Consider the following 26,650-nt stretch of genomic DNA (forward strand, 5'->3'; position numbering starts at 1 on the left):
ATACAAATCTTAAACCTAGTTTAATCTGGTCAAATTATAGAGATAAATAGCGGTTGAGAAAATCAATCAATGCATAATTATTTTTATTTTCGTTGTTTTATTGCTGCGATTGCAAAATTAACTTGGCCAACTCCAAATCATCTGGATAAGTAATTTTAATATTATCAGAACGCCCCATCACTACTTTGACAGGTTCATTGATATATTCCAATGCACTCGCCTCGTCTGTAATGACAATATTATTCGCTAAAGCTTTTTCGATTGCCGTTTTAAGCTTTGAAAAGGTAGAAATTTGTGGTGTTTGTGCTTGCCACAATTGATCACGACTGACTGTTTTATTGATATCTTGCTGATTTTCAACACACTTCAAAGTATCTCGTACAGGAATTGCAAGAATTGCACTGCTGTTCAGGTTTATTGCGGTATCGACTAAGTTTTCAAGACATTGCTGTGTCACACAAGGACGAGCAGCATCATGTACAAAAACCAAATCATCGGCTTGTGCAAATTGTTCTAAATAACGCAACGCATTTAAAACCGAATCAACACGTTCTGCACCACCCAAACAAAAATGACTCAAATGTTTATTTTTTAATGGCAATGTTTGAGCATAATGATCTTGCTCACCCACAGCAAGTACATAACCCGCAAGTGGTAAATCGTTTAAACGCGCTATTGTATGCGCTAAAACTGTTTGATTTTGGATGACTTGGTATTGTTTTAGTTCAGTTTTTGAAAAACGACGACCTGAGCCAGCCGCAGGAACAATTGCCCAAATTTTACGGTTGTTCTGGCGCAGGTTCGTTGTCATCTTCATTGGTTCTTAAATCTACACTTGGATCGGTATAAATAGGTTTGTAATGGGTACTAATGGTACTCATTTGTACAAAAGTTTCATGTGGCTTTACTAAGCCAAGGTCTAAACGTGCATGTTCTTCTATGGCTTCAGCACCATTTTTTAAATCATACACTTCAGCAGCAAGAATTCGGTTGCGTTCTTTTAACTCAGCATTGACTTCAGCTTGCTGTTCAATTTGCTGTAGTAAAGCTTGATGAGGGAAATGACCACCCTCACCAAACCAAAAGCGATATTGTAATACCACAACAATTAAAATCGCGAGTATTGCAATCACTTTACTTGAAGTTGTTTTAAAGACTTCTAACATGTATTTGCGTCTTGAGTAACAGCATTAAATTAAGATGCTAATATACATCAAATATTTTGTATGAAGAACACTAAACTATGCGAAAACTGCAAAACTAGAACAAAATAAATTCTCTTTTTTATAAAAGAATAATTATGTGCTCAATAATCTACTTGGTAATTAAAAATTTAAGAATTATCTTTATGCTAAAAACTCATATATCGCGATATTATTTATTATAAATTTTCTTTTCCACAAACTATGCTAATTAAACTCCACCTCTAAATTTCATTATTTATCAATTACATCATATTAAATCTCACTTAACACATACTATTCTTGATTATTTTTAGCGAATAAAAAGCCATTCCCTATATCAAATAAAAGAATGGCCTTTTTTAAATTAAATCAATAAAAGATATTAATTTAAACCTTTAAACTCAGCTTTACCGCGATAAGCAGCATGAGTCAATTCTTCAATACGAAGCAATTGGTTATATTTTGCAACGCGGTCAGAACGGCAAAGTGAACCAGTCTTAATTTGACCTGCTGCTGTACCTACAGCAAGATCTGCAATTGTAGAATCTTCAGTTTCACCAGAACGGTGTGAAATCACAGTGCTGTAGCCATTTGCTTTAGCAAGATAGATTGCATCTAAAGTTTCAGACAAAGTACCAATTTGATTGTATTTAATTAAGATAGAGTTACCTACTTTCTCATCAATACCACGTTGTAAAATCTTAGGATTTGTAACGAACAAATCATCACCGACCAATTGGATTTTATCGCCTAGGATAGAAGTCAAATAGCTCCAGCCTTCCCAATCAGACTCATCTAAACCATCTTCGATTGAGATAATTGGATATTGTTTAACAAGACCAGCAAGATAGTCAGCAAATTGGTTACTTGTGAATGCTTTGTTGCCTTCACCTGCAAGAATATATTGACCATTTTTGTAGAATTCTGAAGATGCACAATCAAGTGCAAGCATAATATCAGAACCTGCTTTATAGCCAGTTGTTTCAATTGCAGAAAGAATAACAGTAATTGCTTCTTCATTGGAACGTAAGTTAGGCGCAAAACCACCTTCATCACCAACTGCTGTATTTAAACCTTGCTTTTTCAATACAGATTTCAAAGCATGGAAAATTTCAGCACCAGCACGTAAAGATTCAGCAAAAGATGTGAAACCTATAGGTTCAATCATGAATTCTTGAATATCAACAGTGTTGTCTGCATGTGCGCCACCGTTCAAGATGTTCATCATTGGAACAGGCATAGACAAAGTTGTTTGGCCACGAAGATCTGCAATATATTGGAATAGTTCAGTTTTCTTCTCAACAGCAGCAGCACGCGCAGCAGCTAAAGATACAGCTAAAGTTGCGTTTGCACCTAATTTTTCTTTGTTTTCAGTGCCATCAAGCGCAATCATTTTGTCATCAAGTGCTTTTTGTTCAAATACGTTTTGACCTTTTAATAAGTCTTTGATTTGACCATTTACGTTTTGAACAGCAGTGCGAACACCTTTACCTAAGTAACGTGATTGATCACCGTCACGAAGTTCTAAAGCTTCACGAGAACCAGTTGAAGCACCAGATGGTGCACATGCACGGCCAACAACGCCAGAGTCTAGGATTACGTCTGCTTCGATGGTTGGGTTACCACGAGAGTCCAAAATTTCACGTGCACGAATGTCAACGATTTGGCTCATGAATAATTCCTCAGTTGATTAAAAATAAGATGCTTTCTAAGCGCATCAATGTGTATCTAACTTTTTGAAACCTTTAACTAAGGTATCCAATTCTTTTAACTGCGCTAAAAACGGCTCAAGCTGCGACATACGTAATGCACAAGGTCCATCACATTTTGCATTTTCAGGGTCTGGATGACTTTCTAAAAATAAACCTGCAAGCCCAGTCGCCATACCTGCACGAGCTAAGGTTGTGATTTGAGCACGACGTCCGCCTGCTGAATCTGCACGACCGCCCGGTGTTTGCAATGCATGCGTTACATCAAAAAATACTGGTACATTCATTTCTTTCATGGTGTCGAAACCCAGCATATCAACGACTAAGTTGTTATAGCCAAATGACGTACCACGTTCACACAAAATGAGTTTGTTATTACCCGCTTCTAAACACTTATTTAGAATATGGCTCATTTCACGAGGAGAAAGGAATTGCGCTTTTTTGATATTAATAATGGCTTGAGTTTTCGCCATTGCTTCAACCAAATCAGTCTGACGACTGAGAAATGCTGGAAGCTGGATAATATCTGCAACTTCAGCGACAGCGGCAGCTTGGTGAGGTTCATGGACATCGGTAATAATCGGAACATTAAAATGCTTTTTAATGTCACCTAACCATTCGATACCTTTTTCCAAACCAGGGCCACGGAACGAATGTAAGCTTGAACGATTGGCTTTATCAAAACTGGCTTTAAATACATATGGTATTTCTAAACGCGTACAGATATCGACATAAGTTTCTGCAATTTCAAAAGCTAAGTCTTTCGACTCAAGTACGTTCATGCCGCCGAATAATACAAATGGCAAGTGATTTGCCATTTGTATATCGCCTAAACGTACAATTTCTTGTGGTTTTAATTGTGACATTTAAACTTCCTAGTTTAAGTTCTTACATACTTACTTGCTGTTTTGGTGCTGCTTTTTAGCAGCATCGATAAAACTAGCAAATAATGGATGTCCATCACGTGGTGAACTTGTAAATTCTGGGTGGAATTGTACAGCAATAAACCAAGGATGTTCAGGAATTTCTACAGTTTCAACAAGATGTTGCGCAGTAGAATAACCTGAAATTTTCATACCTGCTTGTTCAATTGCAGGAATGAAGCGATCATTCATTTCATAACGGTGACGATGACGTTCAGTAATTTCAGCTTTGCCGTAAACTTCACGTGTTTTAGTACCTTCAACCAATTCTGATTTTTGGGCACCTAAACGCATTGTGCCACCAAGGTTTGACTCAGTACTACGATGCTGGATTTCACCACGTTCATCTAGCCATTCCGTAATTAAACCAATCAATGGGAATTTTGTTGAACGATTAAACTCAGTAGAAGTCGCCTCTGGCATAGCAGCAACATGACGAGCAAATTCAATTACGGCCAATTGCATACCTAAACAAATACCCAAGAAAGGTACTTTGTTTTCACGGGCATATTGAATCGCCTGCATTTTACCTTCAGTACCGCGCTCACCAAAACCGCCAGGAACTAATATTGCATCAATACCTTTTAATACTTCAGCAGGATTTTGGCCTTCAAGTTCTTCTGCATTGATATACTCAATTTGAACTTTGACACGATTTTGAATACCTGCATGTAATAGTGCTTCATTAACAGACTTATATGCATCAGGCAATTCAACATATTTACCTACCATCGCAACTCGAACTGTGTATTCTGGGTTCAATAATGCTTCAACAACATGATCCCAATCCGAAAGATCAGCTTCAGGCAAGCTGTCATAACCAAAACGTTCACAGATTAAATCATCAACATTTTGTTCATAAAATGTACGAGGAATTTGATAAATTGAACGCGCATCTTTACACACCACAACGGCACGTGCTTCAACGTTTGTAAAGAGTGCGATTTTACGGGTAGTATCTGCGTCAACATCATGTTCAGTACGACAAATCAGAATGTCGGGTTGAATACCAATCGACAATAATTCTTTAACAGAATGTTGAGTTGGTTTGGTTTTAAGTTCAGCAGCAGACTTGATATATGGCAATAAAGTCAAATGCATCAACATGGTACGTTTATGACCAAGCTCAACCATCAACTGACGTACAGATTCCATGAATGGGAGAGATTCAATGTCACCTACTGTCCCACCGATTTCCACAATGGCAACGTCATAACCTTCGCCTGCGCGAAGAACACGTTCTTTAATATTATCCGTAATATGCGGAATAACTTGTACTGTACCGCCGAGGTAATCACCACGACGTTCTTTATTTAAAACGTCTTGATAAACACGACCTGAAGTAAAGTTATTCAATTTGGTCATTTTGGCACGACGTAAGAAACGCTCGTAATAACCCAAATCTAAGTCAGTTTCAGCACCATCTTCTGTGACAAATACTTCACCGTGCTGGAATGGGCTCATAGTCCCAGGATCGACATTAATGTATGGATCCATTTTGACCATGGTTACTTTTAAACCACGGGCTTCTAAAAGTGCAGCAACTGAAGCAGCTGAAATACCTTTACCTAGTGATGATACAACACCACCAGTTACGAATATAAAATGGGTCATTAAGTTTCTCGTACAATGGAGCCTAAATTGGCCTACAATGTTGTGCGATTTTACTTTACCTTGTACCAAGAAAGCAAAGTCAATTCACATCAATTCATAGAACAATAAACAATTGGCTATTCTATCAGCATTTCCAATAAAAAATTAGCACTTGATAAGGTGATTTTTAAATATCATTTTGCTGTTATACTAAGTAACATCTCTTTAATACGTTTTGTTTTGAGTCATTATGAATAAGAAATTTTTAATTTGTGGTGCAATTGCGACAGCGCTTTTGGTATCTGCTTGTGTAAAAAAAGAAGAGCCTAAAGAAGCTGAGCAAGAGAAAGTTGAAACTGCTCAGCCTGCGACTTCTGAACCGACACAGTTTGAAAGCTTACCAAGCGTTGAACAGAATAATGCACAACAAGTCGAAATTCCGGCACATGTAGAAGTTGAACGCACTGAAACAGCAAATACAACCACAGAAATTCGACGCGAGCCAACGCATGAAGCTCATGCAACAATGCCAAGTGCACAAGCAGAAAGTAAATCTGCTGCGACTGAGGCAAAGCCTGCAAAAGCAGAGTCAGTAAAAACTGAAACTGCACAAACTAAAACTCCAGCACCAAAAGCAAGCTCTGGTTCAGCCCAATCTGAAGATGATGCTGTTGCCGCAGCCATCGCTGCTGCTACACCAGCTTTGAAAAACTAAGATTTTTCATCACTAAAAAAAGGGAAATTATAATTTCCCTTTTTTTATAAATCCGTTTAAATATTAAGCTTTATCTGTCATATGAAACTTAATTTCTAATGTAAGTCATGAATTGCTTAAATTGCACAATAAGTTTAAAAAACTAAGCTGCGTGTTGTTTTGGCTGAACCATGTTATGAACAGCAAGTACATCCGCCAAAATTTCATCTGAAAGTAATCCCTCAGCTTTAATCAAAGCCAAAACACTCTCCCCAGATTCATTTGCCATCTTTGCAATTCGTGTAGTAGTTTCATAACCTAAATATGGGTTTAACACCGTAATGATACCAATTGAGTTATCCACTAAATGCTGACAATGTGCCGCATTGGCACGAATATTTTGGATGCACTTTTCATTCAGCATTTGCATTGCTTTACCTAATAGTTCAATAGACTCAAATAGTTTAAGCGCAATTAATGGCTCAAACGCATTTAATTGTAGTTGTCCACCTTCTGCAGCCAAAGTAATTGCTAAATCATTTGCAATAATTTGATAACACGCCAAATTCATCGCTTCAGGAATCACTGGATTTACTTTTCCTGGCATGATTGAACTACCAGGCTGGCGTGGTTCCAATTGTATCTCGCCGATACCAGTACGTGGCCCACTCGATAACAAACGTAAATCATTAGAGATTTTAGACAACTTGGTTGCAGTACGTTTGAGTAAACTTGATAAAAGTACAAAGTCACCCATATCTGTAGTCGCTTCAATCAAATCAGGTGAGCTTGAAATGTTTTTACCAGTGATTTCTGATAAAGCTTGAATCGCATTTAAGCGATACTCAAGCTCGGTATTAATTCCTGTACCGATTGCTGTTCCACCTAAGTTAATCACACTGAGTGAATCTGGCATAATATGATTTAACTTTTGCAAATCATTTTGTAAGGTATGCGCAAAAGCACTAAATTCTTGCCCTAATGTCATCGGTACTGCATCTTGTAACTGAGTACGTCCCATTTTCAAGATATCAGAGAACTCTTCAGCTTTGCGACCTAAGCTTTCAATTAGTTTTTGAAACGGAATATTGAGATGATCCAATGCAAACAATAGACCTATTTTTATTGCACTTGGGTATACATCATTGGTCGATTGAGACATATTTACATCGTTATTGGGATGTAGATATTGATATTCGCCTTTTGCATGACCCAGAAACTCTAATCCAATGTTTGCAATAACTTCATTTGCATTCATATTTGTAGAAGTTCCTGCCCCACCCTGAATCATATCAATAGGGAATTGATTATGGTATGAACCATTTATCAATTGCTGACATGAATGTTGAATCGCTTTATATTTATTTTCTTCAATTTTATTTAATTTAAAATTAGCCTCTACACAAGCAGACTTCACCATGGCAAGCGCTTGAATAAAAATAGGGAAATGACTTAATTTATGCGCACTTAGGTTAAAGTTCTCAACCGCTCTTAATGTTTGTACACCGTAATAGCAATGAAATGGGACTTCTTTCATTCCCAATAAATCTTTCTCAGTTCTCGTTTTAATTTCAATGTTCATTTGCAATGTAACTCTACGAAGATAATCAATTCATCTTAGGTGAAACAATCTAAACTTGACCAATGTAAAAAAATATATCTGTATGCATTTTTTGCATATCACTTGTTATACTTTGCTTGAGTTAAATCTTTATTGGTGATTGAACATGACGCTTGAAATTCGGTGGATAGAGGATCTTCTTGCATTAGACCAAGAAAAATCCATTTCTAAAGCTGCAGCTATACGTCATGTCACTCAATCGGCATTTACACGTAGAATACAAAATATTGAAGAGTCGTTAGGGTTTCAAATTTTAAAGCGTTATAGTAAAAACATTGATTTTACAGATGCTGGTCAAGTCTTACTCTCCACAGCAAAAAATATTAAAAACCAAATGGATACAACAATAAAATATTTAGAAAAAAATATTAAGGATAATGAACTCTCAATTAAATTTGCAGTATCCCATTCTCTCATCACGCAGTTTTTTCCTAAGTTTATTCAAAAACTATACTCAGACTATAATGATCTAAAGTTGGAAATTATTGCTGCAAATCTGCAACAAGGCATACATTTATTAAAAGAAGGTTCTTGTGATTTTCTCATTTGTTATTGTGATCAACTCACTTTACAACAATTGGATCTCACACTTTTTACCTATCATAAAATTGTAAATATGCAAATTGTGCCAGTTACAGCAAGCAAAAATGGATTACCTAAATACCAACTTAACCAGACATTCCCCCTTTTGGCCTATAGTAAACAAGCCTATCTGAGAAAATGTGTAGATAAAATTATAGAAAGTAAACTCAATTATCGAACATTATATGAAACAGATAATGCCAGTGACTTAAAAGCCTTGGCTTTACAAGGCTTAGGCGTAGCTTGGTTACCTCGCTTACTGATTGAAGAAGAAATAAATGAAAATAAATTAAAAATACTTGATGGTTATAGTTTCTTTCAAGATATTTATATCGTTCGTAGCAATATTATTTACTCACAAAAGATAAATTTTGTTTGGAATTATTTAGCACTTAAATAGGCCTTTATTTTAAATAAAGATCTTTCTTACTTCAAAAAATGATCATATAACGTGAATCTATTGATATTGAAAAGTGCTTTTTCTCACTGGAAGAAGGCTAGGATGGGTGTGATTTTATGTTGATCTATGTTTTAACATCGACTTATAAAAGAAGTCTAATATTTACCTTAGCTTAGAACTTAGCATCGATCAAACACCACAGTTGAGCAATTAAAACTGACGGATCAAATAATAATAATAGTTTGATCTGTCAGTTTTTTAACTTGAATAGATATTTATTGGTATTGCATATCATGAATACTGTTTTAAAAAATCAGCCATTAAACGAGAAGCCCAAGATTTTGTATTGAGTCCTTCATAAAAACCACAATGACTGCCCTTTTTAGTTGTCACTACCACAACATTATCCATATTTTGAATGGTTTCTTTAAACGGTTCTAAATTCTTGATTGAACATACAGGATCATCTTCTGAGTTTAGAATCATTAATGGAATTTTAACATTTTCAAATACATAAATTGGATTAGTGGCTTTTGAGTAGCTTTCATAATCTGAAAAACCAGCCATTTCAAAATATTCAGTCTGAAACTCTTGTAGGGTTTTCGTTTGTAGAACATTTTGTACCGAATGTAATGGTGTCCATGTTTGCTCATAAGGCTTAATAAATGCCTTAAACAATTTTTTGGTCATGACTTTGGTATAGAAAGGATGGACATTTTGAAACCCAAGCTCGGTATCATAACCAGGGCACATGGCAAAAGCAGCTTTAAAAGGTGTATCTAGGCCTTGTTCACCAAGATAACGCACAAGTAGGCCTGTACCAGCGGAAGAACCTACTGCATAAAGATCAGATTGTGGAAATGTGTTTTGAATCGAAGCCAATTGTTCTTTTAAATCAGAAGTTGAACCAAAAATTGACATGAGAGGAACAGGCATAGGTAAGCCCGCATGCCCACGGCGTAGACATAATGCAATACGCCATCCCGTATACTCATGGAGATCTTTGACCAATTCACGCATACTGTCAGGTGTGCCTGTAATCGTATGCATAATCACGATAGTTGGGGTTTCTTGTGGTAAATCGTAGCCATACCAAGCAATAGCCGTGATACCGCCATCTTGCATGGTCAGCTGATCAATTCGATCATAGTCCAGCTTAACGGATTTTTTCTTAATTAAATCAAAATATAACAGGTGAGCATGGGTATTGCTGAGCCATGGTGTAGGACGATATTTATCCTGTAGTTGAGGCAGTTTCTTGATGATCTCAGACATTTTCCCTTGCTGATTAAAATAAAGCTTTGGTAATTCAGCACCTGTCACTTGATCCAATAAATCTTGGCTAATCTCAGTAAACTTATGTAATACAGACATTTTCCACCTCAACTCTTTTATCACTCATCATCATTTTAAAAATTAAGAAATTTTTCACGCTTAATTTTATTTATTGCAGTATATACGTAATTAGGCTTTAGGTATAAAGCTGGCCATACGTTGCCCCATTTGAGCTGCCAATGCTTCCAAACCACTTTTTGGTCGAATCATCACTTCAAAATCAACAATTTGACCTTGTTCATTAAAACGAATCATATCAATCCCTTTTAATTTTTTTTCACCAACATTGGCAAAAAATTCTAAAACTACACTTTGCTCATCTTCTGTAAAAAATTCTCGATGATATGTAAAGTTTTCAAAAATTTGAATCACATTACTTAAAATGAAAAAGACCACTTGCTTACCTTCATAGGGGTTATAAGCCACAGGTGAACGAAAAACCACATCGTCTGCCAGTAATTCATTTAAAAGACTCATGTCTCGACTTTCCAGCATGTTGTGCCATTTTTTGATTGCAGGCTTGGTATTTGTATAACTCATTTTTTATATCCCTTTGATTTGAAATACTTTGAATTTTTATTCATTATTTTTAACAATATTATGTTTTTAAATATAATGTTGTCAAAATTCAGTTATTAAGTCCCTTCTCTCGCTGCATGCTTAGGCACTAGACTTAGCTTAAAGAGAAGGAATTCATACGGCGTAAGTGGCTTAAATATTTTCCTTTTAAATCACAGCTGCCAATTCAGCGCCTTGGCGAATCGCACGCTTCGCATCTAACTCACCCGCTTCTTTCGCACCACCAATCAAATGTACAGATTTGCCGTCGGCTTGGAGTTGATCAAACATTGCTGTATAAGGTTCTTGGCCTGCACAGATCACCACATTGTCGACATCTAAAATCATGGTTTTGTCGCCAACTGTAATATGTAAGCCCTGATCATCAATCTTGTCGTAACTTGCACCAGGAATCATATTGACATGACGATGTTTTAAACCTGTACGATGAATCCAACCTGTTGTTTTGCCTAAACCAGCACCAACAGATTTGGCTTTACGTTGCAGTAAATATATTTCACGAGGAGATTGTTCGATCTCAGGTTGTTTCAAGCCACCCACATGTTCATATGATGTATCAATTCCCCATTCATCATAGAATTTTTGTGGATTTAAGCTGCCACTTTCACCTTCATGAGAAAGATATTCAGCAGTATCAAAACCAATACCGCCTGCACCAATAATTGCCACTTTCTTACCGACAGGTTTACGCTCGCGTAAAACCTCGATATATGACAAAACTTTTGGATGATCGATACCTTCAATATTTAAATGGCGAGGCGTTACACCTGTAGCCACCACAACATCATCAAAGTCACCTGTCGCTAACTCTTCATAGCTTGCAGTGTGGTTAAGTACCAGTTTGATATTCGGTTGTAATTCAATTTTACGTTTAAAATAACGTAAAGTTTCATAGAACTCTTCTTTGCCAGGAATGGTTTTTGCAATATTAAACTGACCACCAATCTGATTAGATGCTTCAAAGATTGTGACTTTGTGTCCACGATCAGCTGCATATGTTGCAAAACTAAGTCCTGCTGGACCTGCCCCAATCACAGCAATATTTTTAGCTTCTGGTGATTCTTTAAAAATAAGTTCAGTTTCATAGCATGCACGTGGATTGACCAAACACGTTGCAATTTTCATTGAAAAAATATGATCTAAGCAAGCTTGGTTACAACCGATACAGGTATTGATTTCATCAGCACGGCCTTGTTCAGCTTTCAATACAAAATGCGAATCTGCAAGCATTGGGCGCGCCATCGAAATGATATCGGCATCACCTTGAGCCAAGACATGCTCAGCCATTTCAGGCGTATTGATACGGTTCGAGGTAATTAAAGGAACTTTGACGGAACCTTTTAATTTTTTAGTCACCCAAGTAAATGCGGCACGCGGTACTTTGGTGGCAATGGTTGGAATACGTGCTTCGTGCCAGCCAATTCCAGTATTGATAATGGTTGCACCAGCTTTTTCAATTTCTTTGGCAAGTTGAATTACTTCTTCAAGTGTAGAGCCACCTTCAACCAAATCCAGCATAGATAAACGATAGATAATGATGAAGTTTTCGCCGACTTCCTGACGTGTTCTTCTGACAATTTCAATCGGGAACCGGATACGGTTTTCATAACTTCCTCCCCATTCATCATCGCGATGATTGGTTCGTGCAGCAATAAACTCATTGATCAGATAACCTTCTGATCCCATGATTTCCACACCATCATAACCTGCGATTTGTGACAATTTTGCACAATTGGCAAAGTCTGCAATGGTTTGATGAACTTCTGCTGAAGTTAAAGCATGCGGTTTAGTTGGATTGATGGGCGCTTGTATCGCAGATGGTGCAACATTTTCAGGCTGATATGAGTAACGACCTGTATGTAAAATTTGCAGTGCTATTTTACCGCCAGCATCATGCACAGCTTTGGTAATGACCTTATGTTTTTCTGCTTCTTCTAAATGATCCAGTTTTGAACCACCAAAGAATGTTACCCCATGATCATTGGGCGAGATACCACCCGTCACAATTAAGCCAACACCACCTGCTGCACGTTCTGCATAAAATGCAGCCATACGTTCATATCCACCTTGGACTTCTTCTAGTCCAACATGCATTGAACCCATCAATACACGGTTTTTTAATGTGGTAAAGCCTAAATCTAAAGGCGCAAGTAAATGCGGATAATTAGACATGTGAACTCCCTTGGCGTGCTCTCGCTAGCTATCAATCTGTTAAATGACACTTCATATCTGTTTAATGCAACAAGTTGCATAGTGTGAGTATTTATAATCGAGATTTGATTTTTATGCAACATGTTGCATAATGACTTTATATTCATTTTGTTGATGTGATATTACACAATGTCATTAGCCCATGTTTTATTGACCAGTCTGATAGAGAAGCCAAGTACAGGTTTTGAATTGGCGCGACGCTTTGACCGATCTATGGGATTCTTCTGGAATGCAACGCATCAACAAATCTACCGTGAACTTAACGGCATGCAAAAGAAAGGCTGGATTTCCACACTTGAAGATCAGTCTGATCATGGCCGTAAAAAAACCTATCAAGTTGAGCAACTTGGACGCGTCGAACTGGCAGACTGGATGGTCAAACAAGGCCAACCTGCCCAGCTTCGCGAAGAAATTATGGTTCGCTTACGGGCAGAAGCACAATTTGGTGGAAATACTGTTTTACCTGAACTTGAGCGTCATTTAGAATTACATCGTGAAAATTTAAAACTATACCGCCAGATTTTTTCCAAAGATTTTGAACAAATCGAGCAACTGGATCGAACTTTATATATTCACAAAATGATTTTACAATTGGGTATAGACTTAGAAATGGGCTGGATCAATTGGCTCGACCAAGTCATTCCACAGCTTAAAGCGTTTGAGAATAAAGAGAATTCATAGGAAACTGCATGCCACACTATACAATGCCAGATGGCGAAAAATTATTTGTTCGTGAAATTGGTCAGGGTGAACCTGTACTGGTTCTGTCTGGTTTAGGTATGCATAGTTGGCAATGGCTTCCCTTTTTACTGCCTAATATTAAACATTATAAATTTTATATCCCAGATTGGCGCGGATTTGGTGGCTCTAGAACCTGTAAGATCCCTCAAGAAATCGATGCGATTAGCAACCATTGGCGTGACCTTGACAGCTTAATTGATCAACTGAATTTAAATAATTTTATTCTTATGGGTTATTCCATGGGAGCAACCACTGCCATGCATGGGATGCAATATGGCAATTTGGCTGAAAAACTCAAAGCTTATCTACACATTGACCAAACCCCTAAAATTCCAACGGATGAAACATGGGAATTTGGTTTATTTGGGAAAAAGTATTTTAAAATTAAAAGATTGCTAAAAGACTTCTCTGATTTTTTACATCAATATTCAAACTATCGCTTTGTCGATGAATTACCGATTGAACCACGAACTGAACTGATTCAAATTTGGTTAAATTTTATTAAAATTCAAGGCAGTAATAAATTAAGCCCATTTATGTTTAATTTGGCGCTTAAACATCCACAATTACAAAAACATTTATTGCCTATCCGTCGAATGGATTATTTAACATGGTATATCGATAATTATCTAAACCATGATGAAGATTATCGTCAGGCAATTTCACAATTGGAATGTCCAACTACATTCTTTATTGGGGAAAAGTCATCACTCTATCCTGCTGAAGGTCAAATGCAAATTTCCGACAGTTTAGCCAATGCAAAAAATATTATTTTTAAACGTTCAGGGCATACGCCGCTTATTACAGAACCTGTGAAATTTAGTCAGGCAATCCGTTTATTTTTAAAAGAATCCGCTTAATTTAAACGAATAACGAACAATATAAAAACCTCATTTAAATCAAATTAAAAGAGGTTTTTCATCAAATTACTCATGTTATTTTTAAAAAATGCTTTTAAAGTCGTTATTTAATACCAATCCATAAATTGATCATCATATAAATTAAACAACTTTTTACATTATTGAATCATACATGGTCATTCTATCGTGAGGCGACATGGATGTCGCTGTTGGGTGGGGCTACAGGACGTACCTCTCACCCAACATAGAATTTTTGTCCCTTTTCATCCCTGAAAAGGGAGGCATCGCCTACGCAAATATATTTAAACTTTAAATGCAAGGTATGGCCGTACAAACTTTATCACCATATGAATTAACGTTTATAGAATGATATAAGTTTGATATTTTTTAAAGACTTCACCTCATTTTAATATCCTCTAAAAGCCTATTTTCGTAAGAAGACTAATAGAAATATTTATCAAAAATTATACATCGCAACCGCATTAAAACGATTGTCCTCACCTGTATCCTGTCCATTAGGCGCTGCAACAAAGGCTTTACGCTCACCATAAACATATTCCAGACCAAAACTTAACGGCTTTTTCGGGCTATAAAATACATTGGCCCAAGCCTGCCAAAGTGTTTTATTGGCTTTGCTCGGATCACTCAAATATCGAATATAATCCTGATTTTCATCTGCTTTCATATAGCCATATCCCAATGTTCCTCGCCATTGTGAGTTAAACTGTTGCGTCACCCCCACAGTGATTGAGTCAAATTGATTCAGCGACATGATGTTTTTATTGGCATCTATGGTAAAGCCTTGGTTCGTCCATGACACTAAACTGGAGTCACCTTTAACATGATAATAATCTGCTTTAAGTGTGGTTTTTGCAGAAATATCGTATTTTGCTCCAAGTCCAACACCCCAAGCGAGTTCATTATCAGCAACTGTTCTCTTTTCACTAGCCATGCCTCGCAAACTCAATGCACCCGCTCCATCAGCAAATGATTGATTTAATCGAGTTGATAAAACCGGGATCCGCATATTCGATAAGGCATCTTTGGAATCTTCCAAAGCCGTTACCAGCTGTGTTTCTGCATTAAATTTATGAGTATAACGAATTTGTGCATCACGTTTAACAGCGCCCCCCACATAACCCAAAGCATCAATTGTTTCTGGCATATAATCAGACACTGCAAAGTTGGACCATGTTTGACCAATCAACCACTGACCATAATTAAAATAGGCATGGCGAATTCTAAGTCCATCATTCGCGCCCAAGAAATCAACTTCTATTTTTCCAGAAATATCTTTGTCAGTAGTTTTAAAATCTAAACCTAAACGAGTCGCGGCAAGTGTCGATTTTAATTGATCACTACTTTCATTATGGCCTTTAAGCGGTACGCTATTGATCTGATTATACAGTCGATCGGCACTTCCACCTTCCGACTGATACAATAGATCCGCACGGATATTCCCATATAGTGTTACTTCTGCGCCTGCTTTTGTTCGTGCAAAGCTTTGATCTTTTGCCTGCGATACAACCTGTGCCGTTTTAACATTGTTTTCCAATGCCACAATTTGCTTATTTTGCACCTGTTGCTGTTGTTCAATCATTTCACGTAATTGTTTAACTTCATTACGTAACTGCTCAACTTCTGTTAATGAATCTGCATGTGCCATATTTAGGCTAAGTAATCCCATTGACACCAAAATAATGTTGTAGTTAAATTTTTTCATTGTAGAAAGCATCCTATTCTCTACGATTGATTATTTTGAACCAGCCTTAATCCTCATGATTCAGGCTGAAATACCAAGTCAGTTTGTGCGTGAGTTTGGTTTACGAGCTTAGTTAATTGTATTTCCAACAATATTTTGTTGAGTTGTTGGTGCTTCGGCCGTTTGAGTTTTTTCCACTGAAGCATTTAAATTCACAAAGAATATTGCCAGTGCTGCAATAAATCCAGGAACAGCGATAACAAGAAAATTCATTTGGTGAGGTAACTCTAAGGTCAGCAATGCACCTGTTAAGACTGGTCCAACAATGGCACCAACTCGTCCAATGCCTGATGCCCACCCCATACCTGTAGAACGTACTGTTGCAGGATAAAATTGTGCAACAAAGGTATAGAGTAAAATTTGTGAACCAATGGTTGCTGCCCCAGCAATTGCAATCAAGGTATAGAGAATGAATTGTGGGCTTTTAAAACCAAGTAAAATGAGCGCAATCGCACCAACTGTAAACATGATGGTCAATACGGGTTTAATATGAAATTTATCCGCCAAAGCACCACCACCAATTGCACCAACCATGCCACCAATATTTAATGCAAATAAGAAGATCATACTTGCACCTAGTGAATAGCCTGCTTGGATCATTAATTTAGGCAACCAACTTCCGAGTGCATAAACCATCAATAAACACATAAAGAAAGCAATCCAGAACATTACTGTGCTTGATCGACGACCTTGCTGAAACAATGCACGTAACGGTGCTTCATCACCAGCAGTGACTTCATTTAATTCAAATTGAGTCGATGCATGAATCTGTTGCTGTGGTGCAATTTTCTGTACCACTTCTCGTACTTGATCGGTCTTGCCTTGGTGAGTTAGAAACATCAATGATTCAGGTAAAAACTTCCAAATAAGTGGTAAAGCCAAGAATGGGATAATCGCGATATAAAACATGATTTTCCAACCATAATCGACCACCAGCCAAGCACCCAGCAAGGCAGAGGTCATACCACCAATGGCATAGCCACTAAACATAACAGCGACCAGTGTGCTACGTATACGTTTAGGTGCATACTCAGTCATTAAAGCCACCACGTTCGGCATCACACCACCAATACCAAGTCCTGCTAAAAATCTGAGAATCCCAAATTCAACGGGTGTTGATGCAAATGCACCGAGAAAAGTAAATCCACTAAAAATAGCCACACAAATCATGATGGTTTTTTTACGGCCCAACTTATCAGACAGTGTTCCAAAACTCATTGCACCAAACATCATGCCAAAAAGTGCTGTACTGGCTAGCAAGCCTGCTTGTACAGCAGTTAATCCCCACTCTTGCATCAATAAAGGTAAAGCTACGCCATAAATAACCAGATCATATCCATCAAAAATAATGATTAATAAACACCACAATAGAACGCCCCAATGAAAAGGGGTGAATTTTGCTTCATCCACGATGCGATTAATATTTAGTTTACTCGTTTGCACTTTTGCCTCCTGCGGTGAAACGCTACGAAATTTTTTCAAACAATGAGGCAACTGTTATTTTTTGTCCAAAACCGATTGCATATATATCCATACCTTAAAAGTCGGTTTAATATTTTTTATTGAATAAACAAGGGATTAAAAAGAATTAATAAAGAAATCGGGCTTTATATTTTCAATGATTTATTTTTTATTTTAATGATTATCTCGATATTTTTAGAGTATTAGAACAAATCAATCGACTTTTTCTGATTTTTCAATATGTTACTTTTCACGTAAAATAACATCTATAAATGACTTTTCATTCAATGATTGGACTGAATGGATTTTTCATAAATCGAAAAAATGATCATATGGTGTGAATAAAATTGGTATTGAAAGTCCCTTCTCCCTTGGGGGAGAAGGCTAGGATGAGGGGGATTTTATGTTGATTTATGATTTAAAAAAGAACTTAGGAAAGAAGCCTAATATATCGTCGTAAAGCTCGCACGATCATATTGAAAACCCTCTAAATCATAAACCTGATAAATACAATCAAATAAAGACCGAATATTTTCGCTTTCATCCATACAGCGTATTGCCATAAAAATTGGACTTTTTGCAGAGCTATCTAAAAGTGGAATATAGATTAAATTAGGCAATTGAATGGTTTTTGCACTTTCAGGCACAATACATACACCTTCACCTGCAGCAACCAATCCCAAAGCAAGTTGAATTTCTCGGACTTCTTTTAGATTCTTAGGATCTAGACCATGCTCGGAAAACAGATGACGTACTTGGGTGGAAAAATTGGGCTTAGGATGACTTGGGTAAAGAAATAAGTTCTCATCTGCAATATCGGCAAAATAAGTGCCTTTAGAATCTGTAGCGAGATGGTGACTGATATGAACAGCCAACATTAACGGCTCCTCTCGTAATAAAACTCGCCTAATGGCAGGATCAGAAATTCTTAAACGTCCAAATCCAACATCAATACGCCCCTCTTTAAGCGCCTGAATTTGATCTTTGGTACTCATTTCAATCAGCTCAATTTTTAAATGTGGCTGCTGTTGGCGAAACATATAAACGATTTTGGGTAATAATCCATACAGTAAAGAACCCACAAAACCCATAGTCACCGTTTTTTCAATTAAGCCAATTCGCTTAGTCATGGACTTTACTTCTTCGGCATTAGACAAAAGTTTAACAGCGTGTTGATAAAAAAAATGCCCAGCTTCTGTGGTTTTTAAAGGACGGCTTCCTCGTTCAAAAAGCGCTATACCCAATTCACCTTCAAGGTTTTGAATCTGTCTACTCAGTGGGGGCTGAGCAATATAAAGCTTCTCTGCTGCTTTAGTAAAACTTTGTTCTTCTACAACAGCAACAAAATAGCGCAAATGCCTGAGTTCCATCTCAAACTCCATACCTTTAAGATATAAAAAAATGCAAATTTGATCTTAGACAGCGATCATCCATTCTTTTAAGGTATATCAAAAGCAAGATGTAAAGCAAGACTGTAAAACTTTTGATATTCACAGCCAGCCAAAGAATCACATTCTGTTAGCCCAATGAATCACTTTCAACAGTTTAAGCTTTAAGTTTCGCGCATGAAGAACATGGAAAGTGGACAGCAAAGTTTCAAGCGAATTTTTCGTATGCAATGCCAAACCACGCATACTGCAGGAGATCTGGTATGAACCGTCAAGAAATCGACACTTTGGTCAAACAAATGAATGTAGACACTGCAATAGGTGCAGTTGATACACGCGTACAACAAGTGGTGGTACGTTTATTAGCTGACTTATTCCAGGCCATTGAAGATTTAGACATTTCACAAAGCGAATTATGGAAAGGCCTAGAATATTTTACCGATGCAGGTCAAGCCAATGAACTTGGTCTTTTAGCAGCGGGTTTAGGTTTGGAACATTATCTAGATTTACGTGCTGATGAAGCAGATGCTAAAGCTGGAATTACAAGTGGTACACCCCGTACTATTGAAGGTCCATTATATGTCGCTGGTGCGCCTGAATCTGTCGGCTTTTCTCGTATGGATGATGGATCAGAAAGCGATAAAATCGAGACCCTATTTATTGAAGGTACGGTAACTGATACAGATGGCAATATTATTCCAAATGCTAAAGTTGAAATTTGGCATGCCAACAGTTTAGGTAATTATTCTTTCTTCGATAAATCACAGTCAGATTTTAATCTCCGCCGTAGCATATTGACTGATAGCAATGGTCAGTATGTTGCACAAACAACTATGCCCGTTGGCTATGGTTGTCCACCGCAAGGGACGACTCAGTTTGTACTGAACAAATTAGGTCGCCATGGTAACCGTCCATCTCATGTGCATTATTTCGTATCTGCACCCGGCTATCGTAAATTAACCACACAATTCAACATCGAAGGTGATCAATACCTTTGGGATGATTTTGCTTTTGCAACACGTGATGGCTTAGTGGCGACAGCTATTGATATCAGTGATGAAGCTGAAATTGCCCATCGTGGTCTCAACAAACCCTTTAAACGCATTTTATTCAATGTAGTACTAGTAAAAGAACAATCTAAAGCACCATCTACAGAAGTAGATCGTCGTCGCGCAAGCGCTTAAACCCACACGCACGGAACCGAAATGTTTGCACTATTGCAGCACTTCGGGGACTTCCTCTCATTTGGAAAGTCGGAGAACCCATATGCCACGTATTCCTGTTATAAACACCAGCCATCTTGATCGGATTGACGAACTCTTAGTCGATAATTTTGAAACGGGTGAATTTAAACTTCATCGTTCTGTTTTCACAGACCAAGCCCTTTTTGACCTAGAAATGAAATACATCTTTGAAGGCAACTGGGTTTACTTGGCACATGAAAGCCAAATTCCAAATAACAACGATTATTACACCACGAATATGGGTCGTCAGCCCATTATGATTGCGCGTAATCGCAATGGTGAATTAAATGCCATGATCAATGCGTGTTCACACCGTGGCGCACAGCTTTGCCGCCATAAGCGTGGTAATAAAGCGACTTATACATGCCCATTCCATGGATGGACATTTAATAACTCTGGGAAATTACTCAAGGTTAAAGATCCAAGTGATGCTGGGTATTCGGACTGCTTCAATAAAGAAGGTTCACACGACCTGAAAAAAGTAGCACGTTTTGAAAGCTATAAAGGTTTTTTATTTGGCAGTTTAAATCCAGATGTGCCAAGTTTAGAAGAATTTTTAGGTGAAACAACCAAAATCATTGACATGATTGTAGATCAATCTGAGCAAGGCTTAGAGGTTTTACGTGGTGCTTCAACCTATACCTATGAAGGTAACTGGAAACTGACTGCTGAAAATGGTGCAGATGGTTATCATGTTTCAGCTGTACATTGGAACTACGCTGCGACCACTCAGCAACGTAAAGAAAAACAGCAAGAAAATGACAATGTACGTGCAATGAGTGCAGGTGCTTGGGGCAAACAAGGGGGTGGCTCATACGGTTTCGAACATGGACATATGCTGTTATGGACTCAATGGGCAAATCCTGAAGATCGTCCTAATTATCCAAAAGCAGATGAGTATACTGAAAAATTCGGTGCGCCAATGTCGAAATGGATGATCGAACGTTCACGTAACTTATGCCTTTACCCAAATGTCTATTTCATGGATCAATTTGGTTCACAAATTCGTGTATTACGTCCAATTTCAGTCAATAAAACTGAAGTGACGATTTACTGTATTGCACCCGTCGGTGAAAGCCCTGAAGCACGTGCACGCCGTATTCGCCAATACGAAGATTTCTTTAATGCTTCGGGCATGGCAACTCCTGATGACCTTGAAGAATTCCGTGCTTGTCAAGCGGGTTATGCTGGTATTGAGCTTGAATGGAATGACATGTGTCGTGGGTCAAAACACTGGATTCAAGGCCCAGATGATGCGGCCAATGAAATTGGTTTAAAACCTAAACTGAGTGGTATTAAAACAGAAGATGAAGGCTTATATCTCGCCCAACATCAATACTGGTTAGAAATGATGAAACATGCCATTCAATCTGAAAAAAATCTTGCTCAACAAGAAACATCTCAGCAAGGAGCAACAGCATGAATGCAACTGCAAACATCGATCAAATTTCTTTAGAAAATATTGCGCAATTTCTCTACCGCGAAGCTCGTTTTTTAGATGATGAACAATGGGATCAATGGCTGGCCTGCTACTCACCCTCGGCATGTTTTTGGATGCCTGCGTGGGATGATGATGATCGTTTAACCGAAGATCCTCAGTCTGAAATTTCCTTGATTTATTACCCAGACCGTCAAGGTTTGGAAGACCGTGTTTTCCGGATTAAAACTGAGCGTTCTTCAGCAACCATGCCTGATACACGCACTTGCCACAATATTAGCAATATTGAAATTATCGAAAGAGATGGTGACAAAGTCACAGTCCGCTTTAACTGGAATACGCTGAGCTTTCGTTACAAAAACAGTTATAGCTACTTTGGTATGTCTCGTTATGTCATCGACTTTTCTGCTACACAACCACAGATTCTCAATAAATATGTGGTGTTAAAAAATGACTACATCAATCAAGTCATCGATATTTACCACCTCTAATTTTTTATCTCGAATGGTGTAAAAAATATGAGGTGTTTGCTTTAGTCAAATGGAAAGTTGGCTAAAGCACTCAAAAGTTTTAAAGATTTTTATAGGATTTTCAGCCATGTCAAACCACAATGTTGCTCTTCAATTTGAAGATGGCGTAACGCGTTTTATCTCAGTTACACAAGGTGAAACTTTATCTGATGCAGCATATCGCCAGAAAATCAATATTCCTTTAGATTGCCGTGATGGTGCTTGCGGTACATGTCGTGCTTTTTGTGAATCGGGTTCGTTTGACATGCCTGAAGAAAGTTATATTGAAGATGCTTTAACACCAGAAGAGGCTGAACAAGGCTATATCTTGGCCTGCCAATGCAGACCTTCTTCTGACGCAGTATTCCAGATTCAAGCTTCATCTGAAGTATGCAAAACCGAAATTCATGCATTTCAAGGCACATTATCTCGTGTGGAAAAACTCTCTGATTCCACCATCACTTTCGATATTCAATTAGATGAAGGTCAGCCCGATATTCATTTTCTTGCAGGTCAGTATGTCAATGTGGCAATTCCACAAACTACTGAAACGCGTTCTTATTCCTTCAGTTCTAAACCCGGAAATCGCTTAACAGGCTTTGTGGTACGTAATGTTCCAAATGGAAAGATGAGTGACTTTTTAAGTGCCAATGCCAAAGCGGGTGACAAAATGACCTTTACTGGTCCATTTGGAAGTTTTTACCTTCGTAATGTAGTTCGTCCTGTCGTTATGTTGGCAGGCGGGACAGGTATTGCACCGTTTATGTCGATGTTACAAGTGCTTGAAGACAAAGGCTCACAACACCCTGTACGCTTAGTATTTGGAGTAACCAATGACTTTGACCTTGTGGCACTTGAAAAGCTCAATGAACTGCAAAATAAACTGCCATGGTTTGAATACCGTACAGTCGTTGCACATGCTGAATCAACACATGAACGCAAAGGTTATGTGACAGGTCATATTGACAATGACTGGTTAAATGGCGGTGACGTCGATGTTTATTTATGTGGTCCTGTACCTATGGTTGAAGCTGTTCGAGGCTGGTTGGATACCGAAGGGATTAAACCTGCAAACTTCTTATTTGAGAAATTCTCTGCAAACTAAAATCGTACTGTTCAGGAGCTGAGAAGAATGTCAGATCGCCAAAGATTTAAAAACAAAGTTGTCATTGTTACTGGTGCCGCACAAGGTATTGGTCGTGGTGTCGCCTTACAAGTGGCAGCGGAAGGTGCGCATGTGGTTATGGCTGATCGTTCAGAATATGTCGAAGACGTGCTTGTTGAAATTAGCAAAAATGGCGGTGATGCAATCACCGTCCATGCAGATTTGGAAACTTTAGCGGGTGCTCAAGCTGTCGTTGCTAAAGCTATTGAACGCTATAACCGTGTTGACATTCTGATTAACAATGTCGGTGGTGCAATTTGGATGAAACCGTTTCAAGAGTTTTCTGAAGAGGAAATTATCAAAGAAGTGCATCGCTCGCTATTTCCAACTCTATGGTGTTGTCGAGCAGTCATGCCCGAAATGATCAAAAATCAAAAAGGTACCATTGTTAATGTATCCTCTATTGCAACATGCGGTATTCATCGAGTGCCCTATTCAGCCTCAAAAGGTGGTGTAAATGGTCTAACCACAGCACTTGCATTTGAACATGCCAAAGATGGTATCCGGGTTAATGCTGTTGCGACTGGTGGTACAGAAGCACCTCCACGTAAAGTCCTACGCAATACTACGGCATTGACCGAAAATGAAAAACAATGGATGCAAGATGTGGTAGATCAAACCATTGATCGTACTTTTATGGGCCGTTATGGTTCGATTCAGGAACAGGTCAATGCAATATTATTTCTTGCGTCTGATGAATCCTCTTATATGACAGGTTCAATCGTTCCTGTAGGTGGTGGCGATCAGGGTTAAAGCTGGTCTTTTTTATATAGCAGGATCATTGAAATTCAATGCATGGAGGCTTTGCCCAATGGCATCCCTGTTCAAAACGTTAAAACAAGATTGGTCTTTATCAGCGACAGTTGCAGGATTTTTAGCTGTACTGATTTCTTATGCAGGGCCAATGATCATTTTTTTTCAGGCCGCTCAACAAGCCAATGTTTCCTCAACCATGATGGCATCATGGATCTGGGGGAGCTCTATTGGTGCGGCAATCACTGGAATAATTTTATCCATTAAGTTTAAAACGCCGATTATTACTGCATGGTCAGCACCGGGAACGGCGCTCTTGGTGGCTCTATTTCCGCATATTTCTCTCCATGAAGTTGTTGCAGCCTATATTACTTCTGCAATCATTATTTTTATCATTGGGATTACTGGTTCTTTTGACAAACTTTTAAAATGGATACCACAAGGGCTGGCAGCAGGAATGATGGCTGGAATTCTGTTCCAGTTTGGTTTAGGTCTGTTTAAAGCTACTGACACAATGCCCTATGTGGTTTTTGGTATGCTGATCTGTTTTTTACTGGCAAAACGCTTTTCACCTCGCTATGCCATAATTTGGGTATTATTTTCAGGTATTGCGCTCAGTTTTATCTTTGGAAAAATCAATCCAGTACCAATGGATTTTTCATTGGCAGTTCCTGTTCTGATCAGTCCAGAATGGACATGGTCTTCTACACTAAACCTTGCAATTCCACTTACAATTGTCAGTTTAACGGGTCAGTTCTTGCCAGGTATGGCAATTCTCAAAATTAATCATTACGACACACCTGCTAAACCGATTTTAAGCATAGCCAGTATCACTTCAATTGCTGTGGCTTTTACTGGTGGAATCACGATTGTGTTAGCAGCGATTACTGCTGCACTTTGCACGGGTAAAGATTCACATGAACTGAAAGAAAAACGCTACATCGCAGGTATTGCCAATGGTATTTTCTATATTTTAGGAGGATTGTTTGCAGGGAGTTTGGTGATGCTATTTAGCATACTTCCCAAAGAGCTGATTGCAGCGCTTGCTGGATTGGCCTTACTCGGAGCAATTACCACCAATCTTGGTATTGCAATGAAAGATGAAACACAACGAGATGCTGCCATTATTACTTTTCTCGCCACTGTTTCGGGTATGCATTTTTTAGGATTTAGTTCGGTTTTCTGGGGAATTTGTATTGGCATGATCGCACACTTGATTTTAACTCAACAACAATCAAAGGCTACCATTTCAACTCCAGTACAAGACTCAACGCAAAGTCAATAAACCAGCATATTCACTTAACAATCAACATAAAATCCCATGCAGTTCGATGGGATTTTTATGTAATAACGCGTTCTGGAATATAACCAAGTTTCGCTTTATGAAAGCGCCATTTCTTGCAGTTTAATCTTTAAATATTTCACTGTAGTTCATTAGTGATTTCTAAATACCAAATCGTTTCATCCCAATCACTATTTTCAATTTTTGGAAAAATTTCTCCTTGTTCAAAATAACGAGATTGAGATTTGTTTGCTGGACTCCACCAATATCCTGATCTTGGGCAACTTTGTTCTGCAAAGCCTTTTAAACTGTCAGTTTGTATCATTTCTGCAGAACCACCATCATCTGCAATTCTTTCAATTAATATCCAATTCGCTTCAGCATACAATGTTTCATATGTGTCTGGATCGTGCCCAACAGCAAGAACGCTTGCTACACCATTATCTTCTTCTTCGCTTGCTGCCATAAATTCGATCCGATCCCCTATTTCTTCACACAAATAGATGCCTGTTTTTTCTAACTTTTCATTAGACTTAACCATTATTTCTGGATTTATACGATAAATTGGATAACTGTTTGGCAAATCAAGGATAATATTATTAAATATATCGATTTTTTTAAAATCATAAATAAGCGTATCCATATCCCAATAGGTTGGATATGTTTGTCCTATAACTGAAGCATAACTTGTTGCTATTGAATGATAATCCCAACATTTTTTAACTTTATCATAGGGTAAATCATCCATCCAATGAGGGGAAAACTCGCTTATACCTTTCTGATCAGAACTAATTTCACCAACATAATTAAGATAAGTAAAATCTCCTGATTTTATTTTTGCATAAGCATAATCTATGCGATCCATCGTGGACCTAAAATTTGGTAAAACTGTACCGCCCCAATTAATATCTGCCCGTTCAGGTAAAGGAAAATCTCTTAAGTTATAAGGAAGATTATGCATATATATTTCAAATAATTCTTCTAAACCATCTAAAAATTGACGATGATTGTTACGTACAATTTCAAAAAAATGCAAAACGCTAAATTGTTCAAGTAAATAGGCTTCTTTCGGACTAAATGTATAAAAACTGCTTGGATTGGGTTTTTTGTCTCTCAACTGCAAATATACTTTCGCACAATCATTTTTAATCTCTGGTTTTTTAGGACTTTGTTGCACAAAATCTTGAAAGCTAGAGTTTTCCTAAGTGACACAAAT

23 protein-coding genes are annotated in these 26,650 nt (G+C 37.9%); 10 read left to right on the plus strand and 13 right to left on the minus strand.

Annotated features, from left to right (window positions below; all coding sequences use genetic code 11):
- Positions 1–97: 97 nt before the first annotated feature.
- The 5 genes from ispD to pyrG all read right to left on the minus strand — a co-directional run bounded on the left by ispD (position 98) and on the right by pyrG (position 5,430).
- Positions 98–817: a 2-C-methyl-D-erythritol 4-phosphate cytidylyltransferase gene (gene ispD, locus ACG9ZL_RS08560; protein WP_419327293.1), complete on the minus strand. Its 720-nt coding sequence runs from the start codon at positions 815–817 to the stop codon at positions 98–100.
- Complete coding sequence (ftsB, locus tag ACG9ZL_RS08565; RefSeq protein WP_336950951.1) at positions 780–1,166, minus strand: cell division protein FtsB; 387 nt, start codon at positions 1,164–1,166, stop codon at positions 780–782. The genes ispD and ftsB overlap by 38 nt, the downstream gene beginning before the upstream one ends.
- Before the next feature lie 400 nt (positions 1,167–1,566).
- Positions 1,567–2,856, minus strand: coding sequence for a phosphopyruvate hydratase (gene eno / locus ACG9ZL_RS08570; protein ID WP_419359743.1), 1,290 nt, complete (start codon positions 2,854–2,856; stop codon positions 1,567–1,569).
- A 45-nt stretch (positions 2,857–2,901) separates the two neighbouring features.
- Positions 2,902–3,759: a 3-deoxy-8-phosphooctulonate synthase gene (gene kdsA, locus ACG9ZL_RS08575; RefSeq protein ID WP_336950950.1), complete on the minus strand. Its 858-nt coding sequence runs from the start codon at positions 3,757–3,759 to the stop codon at positions 2,902–2,904.
- 30 nt (positions 3,760–3,789) lie between these two features.
- Positions 3,790–5,430 carry a CTP synthase gene (gene pyrG, locus ACG9ZL_RS08580; protein ID WP_336950949.1) on the minus strand — a complete coding sequence of 547 codons (1,641 nt, stop codon included), beginning with the start codon at positions 5,428–5,430 and terminating at the stop codon, positions 3,790–3,792.
- Positions 5,431–5,659: 229 nt separating this feature from the next.
- On the opposite strand from pyrG, the gene ACG9ZL_RS08585 reads away from it, so the two are divergent.
- Entirely contained in the window at positions 5,660–6,124 is a 465-nt protein-coding gene (locus ACG9ZL_RS08585; protein ID WP_419359744.1) for an internalin, read from the plus strand.
- Positions 6,125–6,266: 142 nt separating this feature from the next.
- Here ACG9ZL_RS08585 and ACG9ZL_RS08590 read toward each other — a convergent pair whose 3' ends face one another.
- A complete protein-coding gene (locus ACG9ZL_RS08590) occupies positions 6,267–7,685 on the minus strand; it encodes an aspartate ammonia-lyase (protein ID WP_336950948.1) in 1,419 nt (472 codons plus the stop codon).
- Between the two features lie 145 nt (positions 7,686–7,830).
- Between ACG9ZL_RS08590 and ACG9ZL_RS08595 the strand changes: the two genes are divergently transcribed.
- The gene (locus ACG9ZL_RS08595) at positions 7,831–8,706 is read left to right on the plus strand and encodes a LysR substrate-binding domain-containing protein (RefSeq protein ID WP_419327296.1); all 876 of its coding nucleotides are present in this window, start codon (positions 7,831–7,833) and stop codon (positions 8,704–8,706) included.
- Positions 8,707–8,997: 291 nt separating this feature from the next.
- Here ACG9ZL_RS08595 and ACG9ZL_RS08600 read toward each other — a convergent pair whose 3' ends face one another.
- The 3 genes from ACG9ZL_RS08600 to ACG9ZL_RS08610 form a co-directional block, all read right to left on the minus strand.
- Entirely contained in the window at positions 8,998–10,080 is a 1,083-nt protein-coding gene (locus tag ACG9ZL_RS08600) for a YheT family hydrolase (RefSeq protein ID WP_419359745.1), read from the minus strand.
- Positions 10,081–10,170: 90 nt separating this feature from the next.
- Positions 10,171–10,581: a nuclear transport factor 2 family protein gene (locus ACG9ZL_RS08605; RefSeq protein ID WP_419359746.1), complete on the minus strand. Its 411-nt coding sequence runs from the start codon at positions 10,579–10,581 to the stop codon at positions 10,171–10,173.
- A 186-nt stretch (positions 10,582–10,767) separates the two neighbouring features.
- Positions 10,768–12,792, minus strand: a complete 2,025-nt coding sequence (locus ACG9ZL_RS08610; protein ID WP_336950943.1) for an oxidoreductase — start codon at positions 12,790–12,792, stop codon at positions 10,768–10,770.
- Positions 12,793–12,960: 168 nt separating this feature from the next.
- Between ACG9ZL_RS08610 and ACG9ZL_RS08615 the strand changes: the two genes are divergently transcribed.
- Both ACG9ZL_RS08615 and ACG9ZL_RS08620 read left to right on the plus strand, forming a co-directional pair.
- Positions 12,961–13,512 carry a PadR family transcriptional regulator gene (locus ACG9ZL_RS08615; protein WP_004719902.1) on the plus strand — a complete coding sequence of 184 codons (552 nt, stop codon included), beginning with the start codon at positions 12,961–12,963 and terminating at the stop codon, positions 13,510–13,512.
- Between the two features lie 8 nt (positions 13,513–13,520).
- Positions 13,521–14,432 carry an alpha/beta fold hydrolase gene (locus ACG9ZL_RS08620; RefSeq protein ID WP_419303713.1) on the plus strand — a complete coding sequence of 304 codons (912 nt, stop codon included), beginning with the start codon at positions 13,521–13,523 and terminating at the stop codon, positions 14,430–14,432.
- A 457-nt stretch (positions 14,433–14,889) separates the two neighbouring features.
- Here the strand turns inward: ACG9ZL_RS08620 and ACG9ZL_RS08625 are convergent, their stop codons facing one another.
- From ACG9ZL_RS08625 to ACG9ZL_RS08635, 3 genes are all read right to left on the minus strand, one after another.
- Positions 14,890–16,155, minus strand: a complete 1,266-nt coding sequence (locus ACG9ZL_RS08625; RefSeq protein WP_419359747.1) for a DcaP family trimeric outer membrane transporter — start codon at positions 16,153–16,155, stop codon at positions 14,890–14,892.
- 108 nt (positions 16,156–16,263) lie between these two features.
- Positions 16,264–17,637, minus strand: a complete 1,374-nt coding sequence (locus ACG9ZL_RS08630) for an MFS transporter (RefSeq protein WP_419359748.1) — start codon at positions 17,635–17,637, stop codon at positions 16,264–16,266.
- A 461-nt stretch (positions 17,638–18,098) separates the two neighbouring features.
- Positions 18,099–19,025: a LysR substrate-binding domain-containing protein gene (locus tag ACG9ZL_RS08635; protein WP_336950939.1), complete on the minus strand. Its 927-nt coding sequence runs from the start codon at positions 19,023–19,025 to the stop codon at positions 18,099–18,101.
- 281 nt (positions 19,026–19,306) lie between these two features.
- Between ACG9ZL_RS08635 and catA the strand changes: the two genes are divergently transcribed.
- From catA to benE, 6 genes are all read left to right on the plus strand, one after another.
- A complete protein-coding gene (gene catA / locus ACG9ZL_RS08640; protein WP_419359749.1) occupies positions 19,307–20,227 on the plus strand; it encodes a catechol 1,2-dioxygenase in 921 nt (306 codons plus the stop codon).
- Positions 20,228–20,309: 82 nt separating this feature from the next.
- The gene (gene benA, locus ACG9ZL_RS08645) at positions 20,310–21,710 is read left to right on the plus strand and encodes a benzoate 1,2-dioxygenase large subunit (RefSeq protein ID WP_336950937.1); all 1,401 of its coding nucleotides are present in this window, start codon (positions 20,310–20,312) and stop codon (positions 21,708–21,710) included.
- Entirely contained in the window at positions 21,707–22,216 is a 510-nt protein-coding gene (benB, locus tag ACG9ZL_RS08650; RefSeq protein ID WP_336950936.1) for a benzoate 1,2-dioxygenase small subunit, read from the plus strand. The genes benA and benB overlap by 4 nt, the downstream gene beginning before the upstream one ends.
- 106 nt (positions 22,217–22,322) lie before the next feature.
- Positions 22,323–23,339 carry a benzoate 1,2-dioxygenase electron transfer component BenC gene (benC, locus tag ACG9ZL_RS08655; RefSeq protein WP_004719894.1) on the plus strand — a complete coding sequence of 339 codons (1,017 nt, stop codon included), beginning with the start codon at positions 22,323–22,325 and terminating at the stop codon, positions 23,337–23,339.
- A gap of 27 nt (positions 23,340–23,366) precedes the next feature.
- Positions 23,367–24,152 carry a benzoate diol dehydrogenase BenD gene (gene benD, locus ACG9ZL_RS08660; protein ID WP_419359750.1) on the plus strand — a complete coding sequence of 262 codons (786 nt, stop codon included), beginning with the start codon at positions 23,367–23,369 and terminating at the stop codon, positions 24,150–24,152.
- 58 nt (positions 24,153–24,210) lie between these two features.
- Entirely contained in the window at positions 24,211–25,437 is a 1,227-nt protein-coding gene (gene benE, locus ACG9ZL_RS08665) for a benzoate/H(+) symporter BenE (RefSeq protein WP_419359751.1), read from the plus strand.
- 136 nt (positions 25,438–25,573) lie between these two features.
- Here benE and ACG9ZL_RS08670 read toward each other — a convergent pair whose 3' ends face one another.
- Positions 25,574–26,611, minus strand: coding sequence for a hypothetical protein (locus tag ACG9ZL_RS08670; protein WP_419359752.1), 1,038 nt, complete (start codon positions 26,609–26,611; stop codon positions 25,574–25,576).
- Between the last annotated feature and the right edge of the window lie 39 nt (positions 26,612–26,650).

The sequence above is a fragment of the Acinetobacter legionensis genome (genome assembly GCF_048551735.1).
GTDB lineage: Bacteria > Pseudomonadota > Gammaproteobacteria > Pseudomonadales > Moraxellaceae > Acinetobacter.

Excerpts from the sequence above, each read along its gene's own strand:
- benA (WP_336950937.1), top strand. The coding sequence starts at position 20,310 with ATGCCACGTATTCCTGTTATAAACACCAGCCATCTTGATCGGATTGAC.
- ACG9ZL_RS08585 (WP_419359744.1), top strand. The coding sequence starts at position 5,660 with ATGAATAAGAAATTTTTAATTTGTGGTGCAATTGCGACAGCGCTTTTG.
- ACG9ZL_RS08625 (WP_419359747.1), bottom strand. The coding sequence starts at position 16,155 with ATGAAAAAATTTAACTACAACATTATTTTGGTGTCAATGGGATTACTT.
- ACG9ZL_RS08600 (WP_419359745.1), bottom strand. The coding sequence starts at position 10,080 with ATGTCTGTATTACATAAGTTTACTGAGATTAGCCAAGATTTATTGGAT.
- ftsB (WP_336950951.1), bottom strand. The coding sequence starts at position 1,166 with ATGTTAGAAGTCTTTAAAACAACTTCAAGTAAAGTGATTGCAATACTC.
- benD (WP_419359750.1), top strand. The coding sequence starts at position 23,367 with ATGTCAGATCGCCAAAGATTTAAAAACAAAGTTGTCATTGTTACTGGT.
- benC (WP_004719894.1), top strand. The coding sequence starts at position 22,323 with ATGTCAAACCACAATGTTGCTCTTCAATTTGAAGATGGCGTAACGCGT.
- benB (WP_336950936.1), top strand. The coding sequence starts at position 21,707 with ATGAATGCAACTGCAAACATCGATCAAATTTCTTTAGAAAATATTGCG.
- benE (WP_419359751.1), top strand. The coding sequence starts at position 24,211 with ATGGCATCCCTGTTCAAAACGTTAAAACAAGATTGGTCTTTATCAGCG.
- eno (WP_419359743.1), bottom strand. The coding sequence starts at position 2,856 with ATGAGCCAAATCGTTGACATTCGTGCACGTGAAATTTTGGACTCTCGT.
- ACG9ZL_RS08590 (WP_336950948.1), bottom strand. The coding sequence starts at position 7,685 with ATGAACATTGAAATTAAAACGAGAACTGAGAAAGATTTATTGGGAATG.
- kdsA (WP_336950950.1), bottom strand. The coding sequence starts at position 3,759 with ATGTCACAATTAAAACCACAAGAAATTGTACGTTTAGGCGATATACAA.
- ACG9ZL_RS08610 (WP_336950943.1), bottom strand. The coding sequence starts at position 12,792 with ATGTCTAATTATCCGCATTTACTTGCGCCTTTAGATTTAGGCTTTACC.
- ACG9ZL_RS08620 (WP_419303713.1), top strand. The coding sequence starts at position 13,521 with ATGCCACACTATACAATGCCAGATGGCGAAAAATTATTTGTTCGTGAA.
- ACG9ZL_RS08615 (WP_004719902.1), top strand. The coding sequence starts at position 12,961 with ATGTCATTAGCCCATGTTTTATTGACCAGTCTGATAGAGAAGCCAAGT.
- pyrG (WP_336950949.1), bottom strand. The coding sequence starts at position 5,430 with ATGACCCATTTTATATTCGTAACTGGTGGTGTTGTATCATCACTAGGT.
- ispD (WP_419327293.1), bottom strand. The coding sequence starts at position 817 with ATGAAGATGACAACGAACCTGCGCCAGAACAACCGTAAAATTTGGGCA.
- ACG9ZL_RS08605 (WP_419359746.1), bottom strand. The coding sequence starts at position 10,581 with ATGAGTTATACAAATACCAAGCCTGCAATCAAAAAATGGCACAACATG.
- catA (WP_419359749.1), top strand. The coding sequence starts at position 19,307 with ATGAACCGTCAAGAAATCGACACTTTGGTCAAACAAATGAATGTAGAC.
- ACG9ZL_RS08635 (WP_336950939.1), bottom strand. The coding sequence starts at position 19,025 with ATGGAACTCAGGCATTTGCGCTATTTTGTTGCTGTTGTAGAAGAACAA.
- ACG9ZL_RS08595 (WP_419327296.1), top strand. The coding sequence starts at position 7,831 with ATGACGCTTGAAATTCGGTGGATAGAGGATCTTCTTGCATTAGACCAA.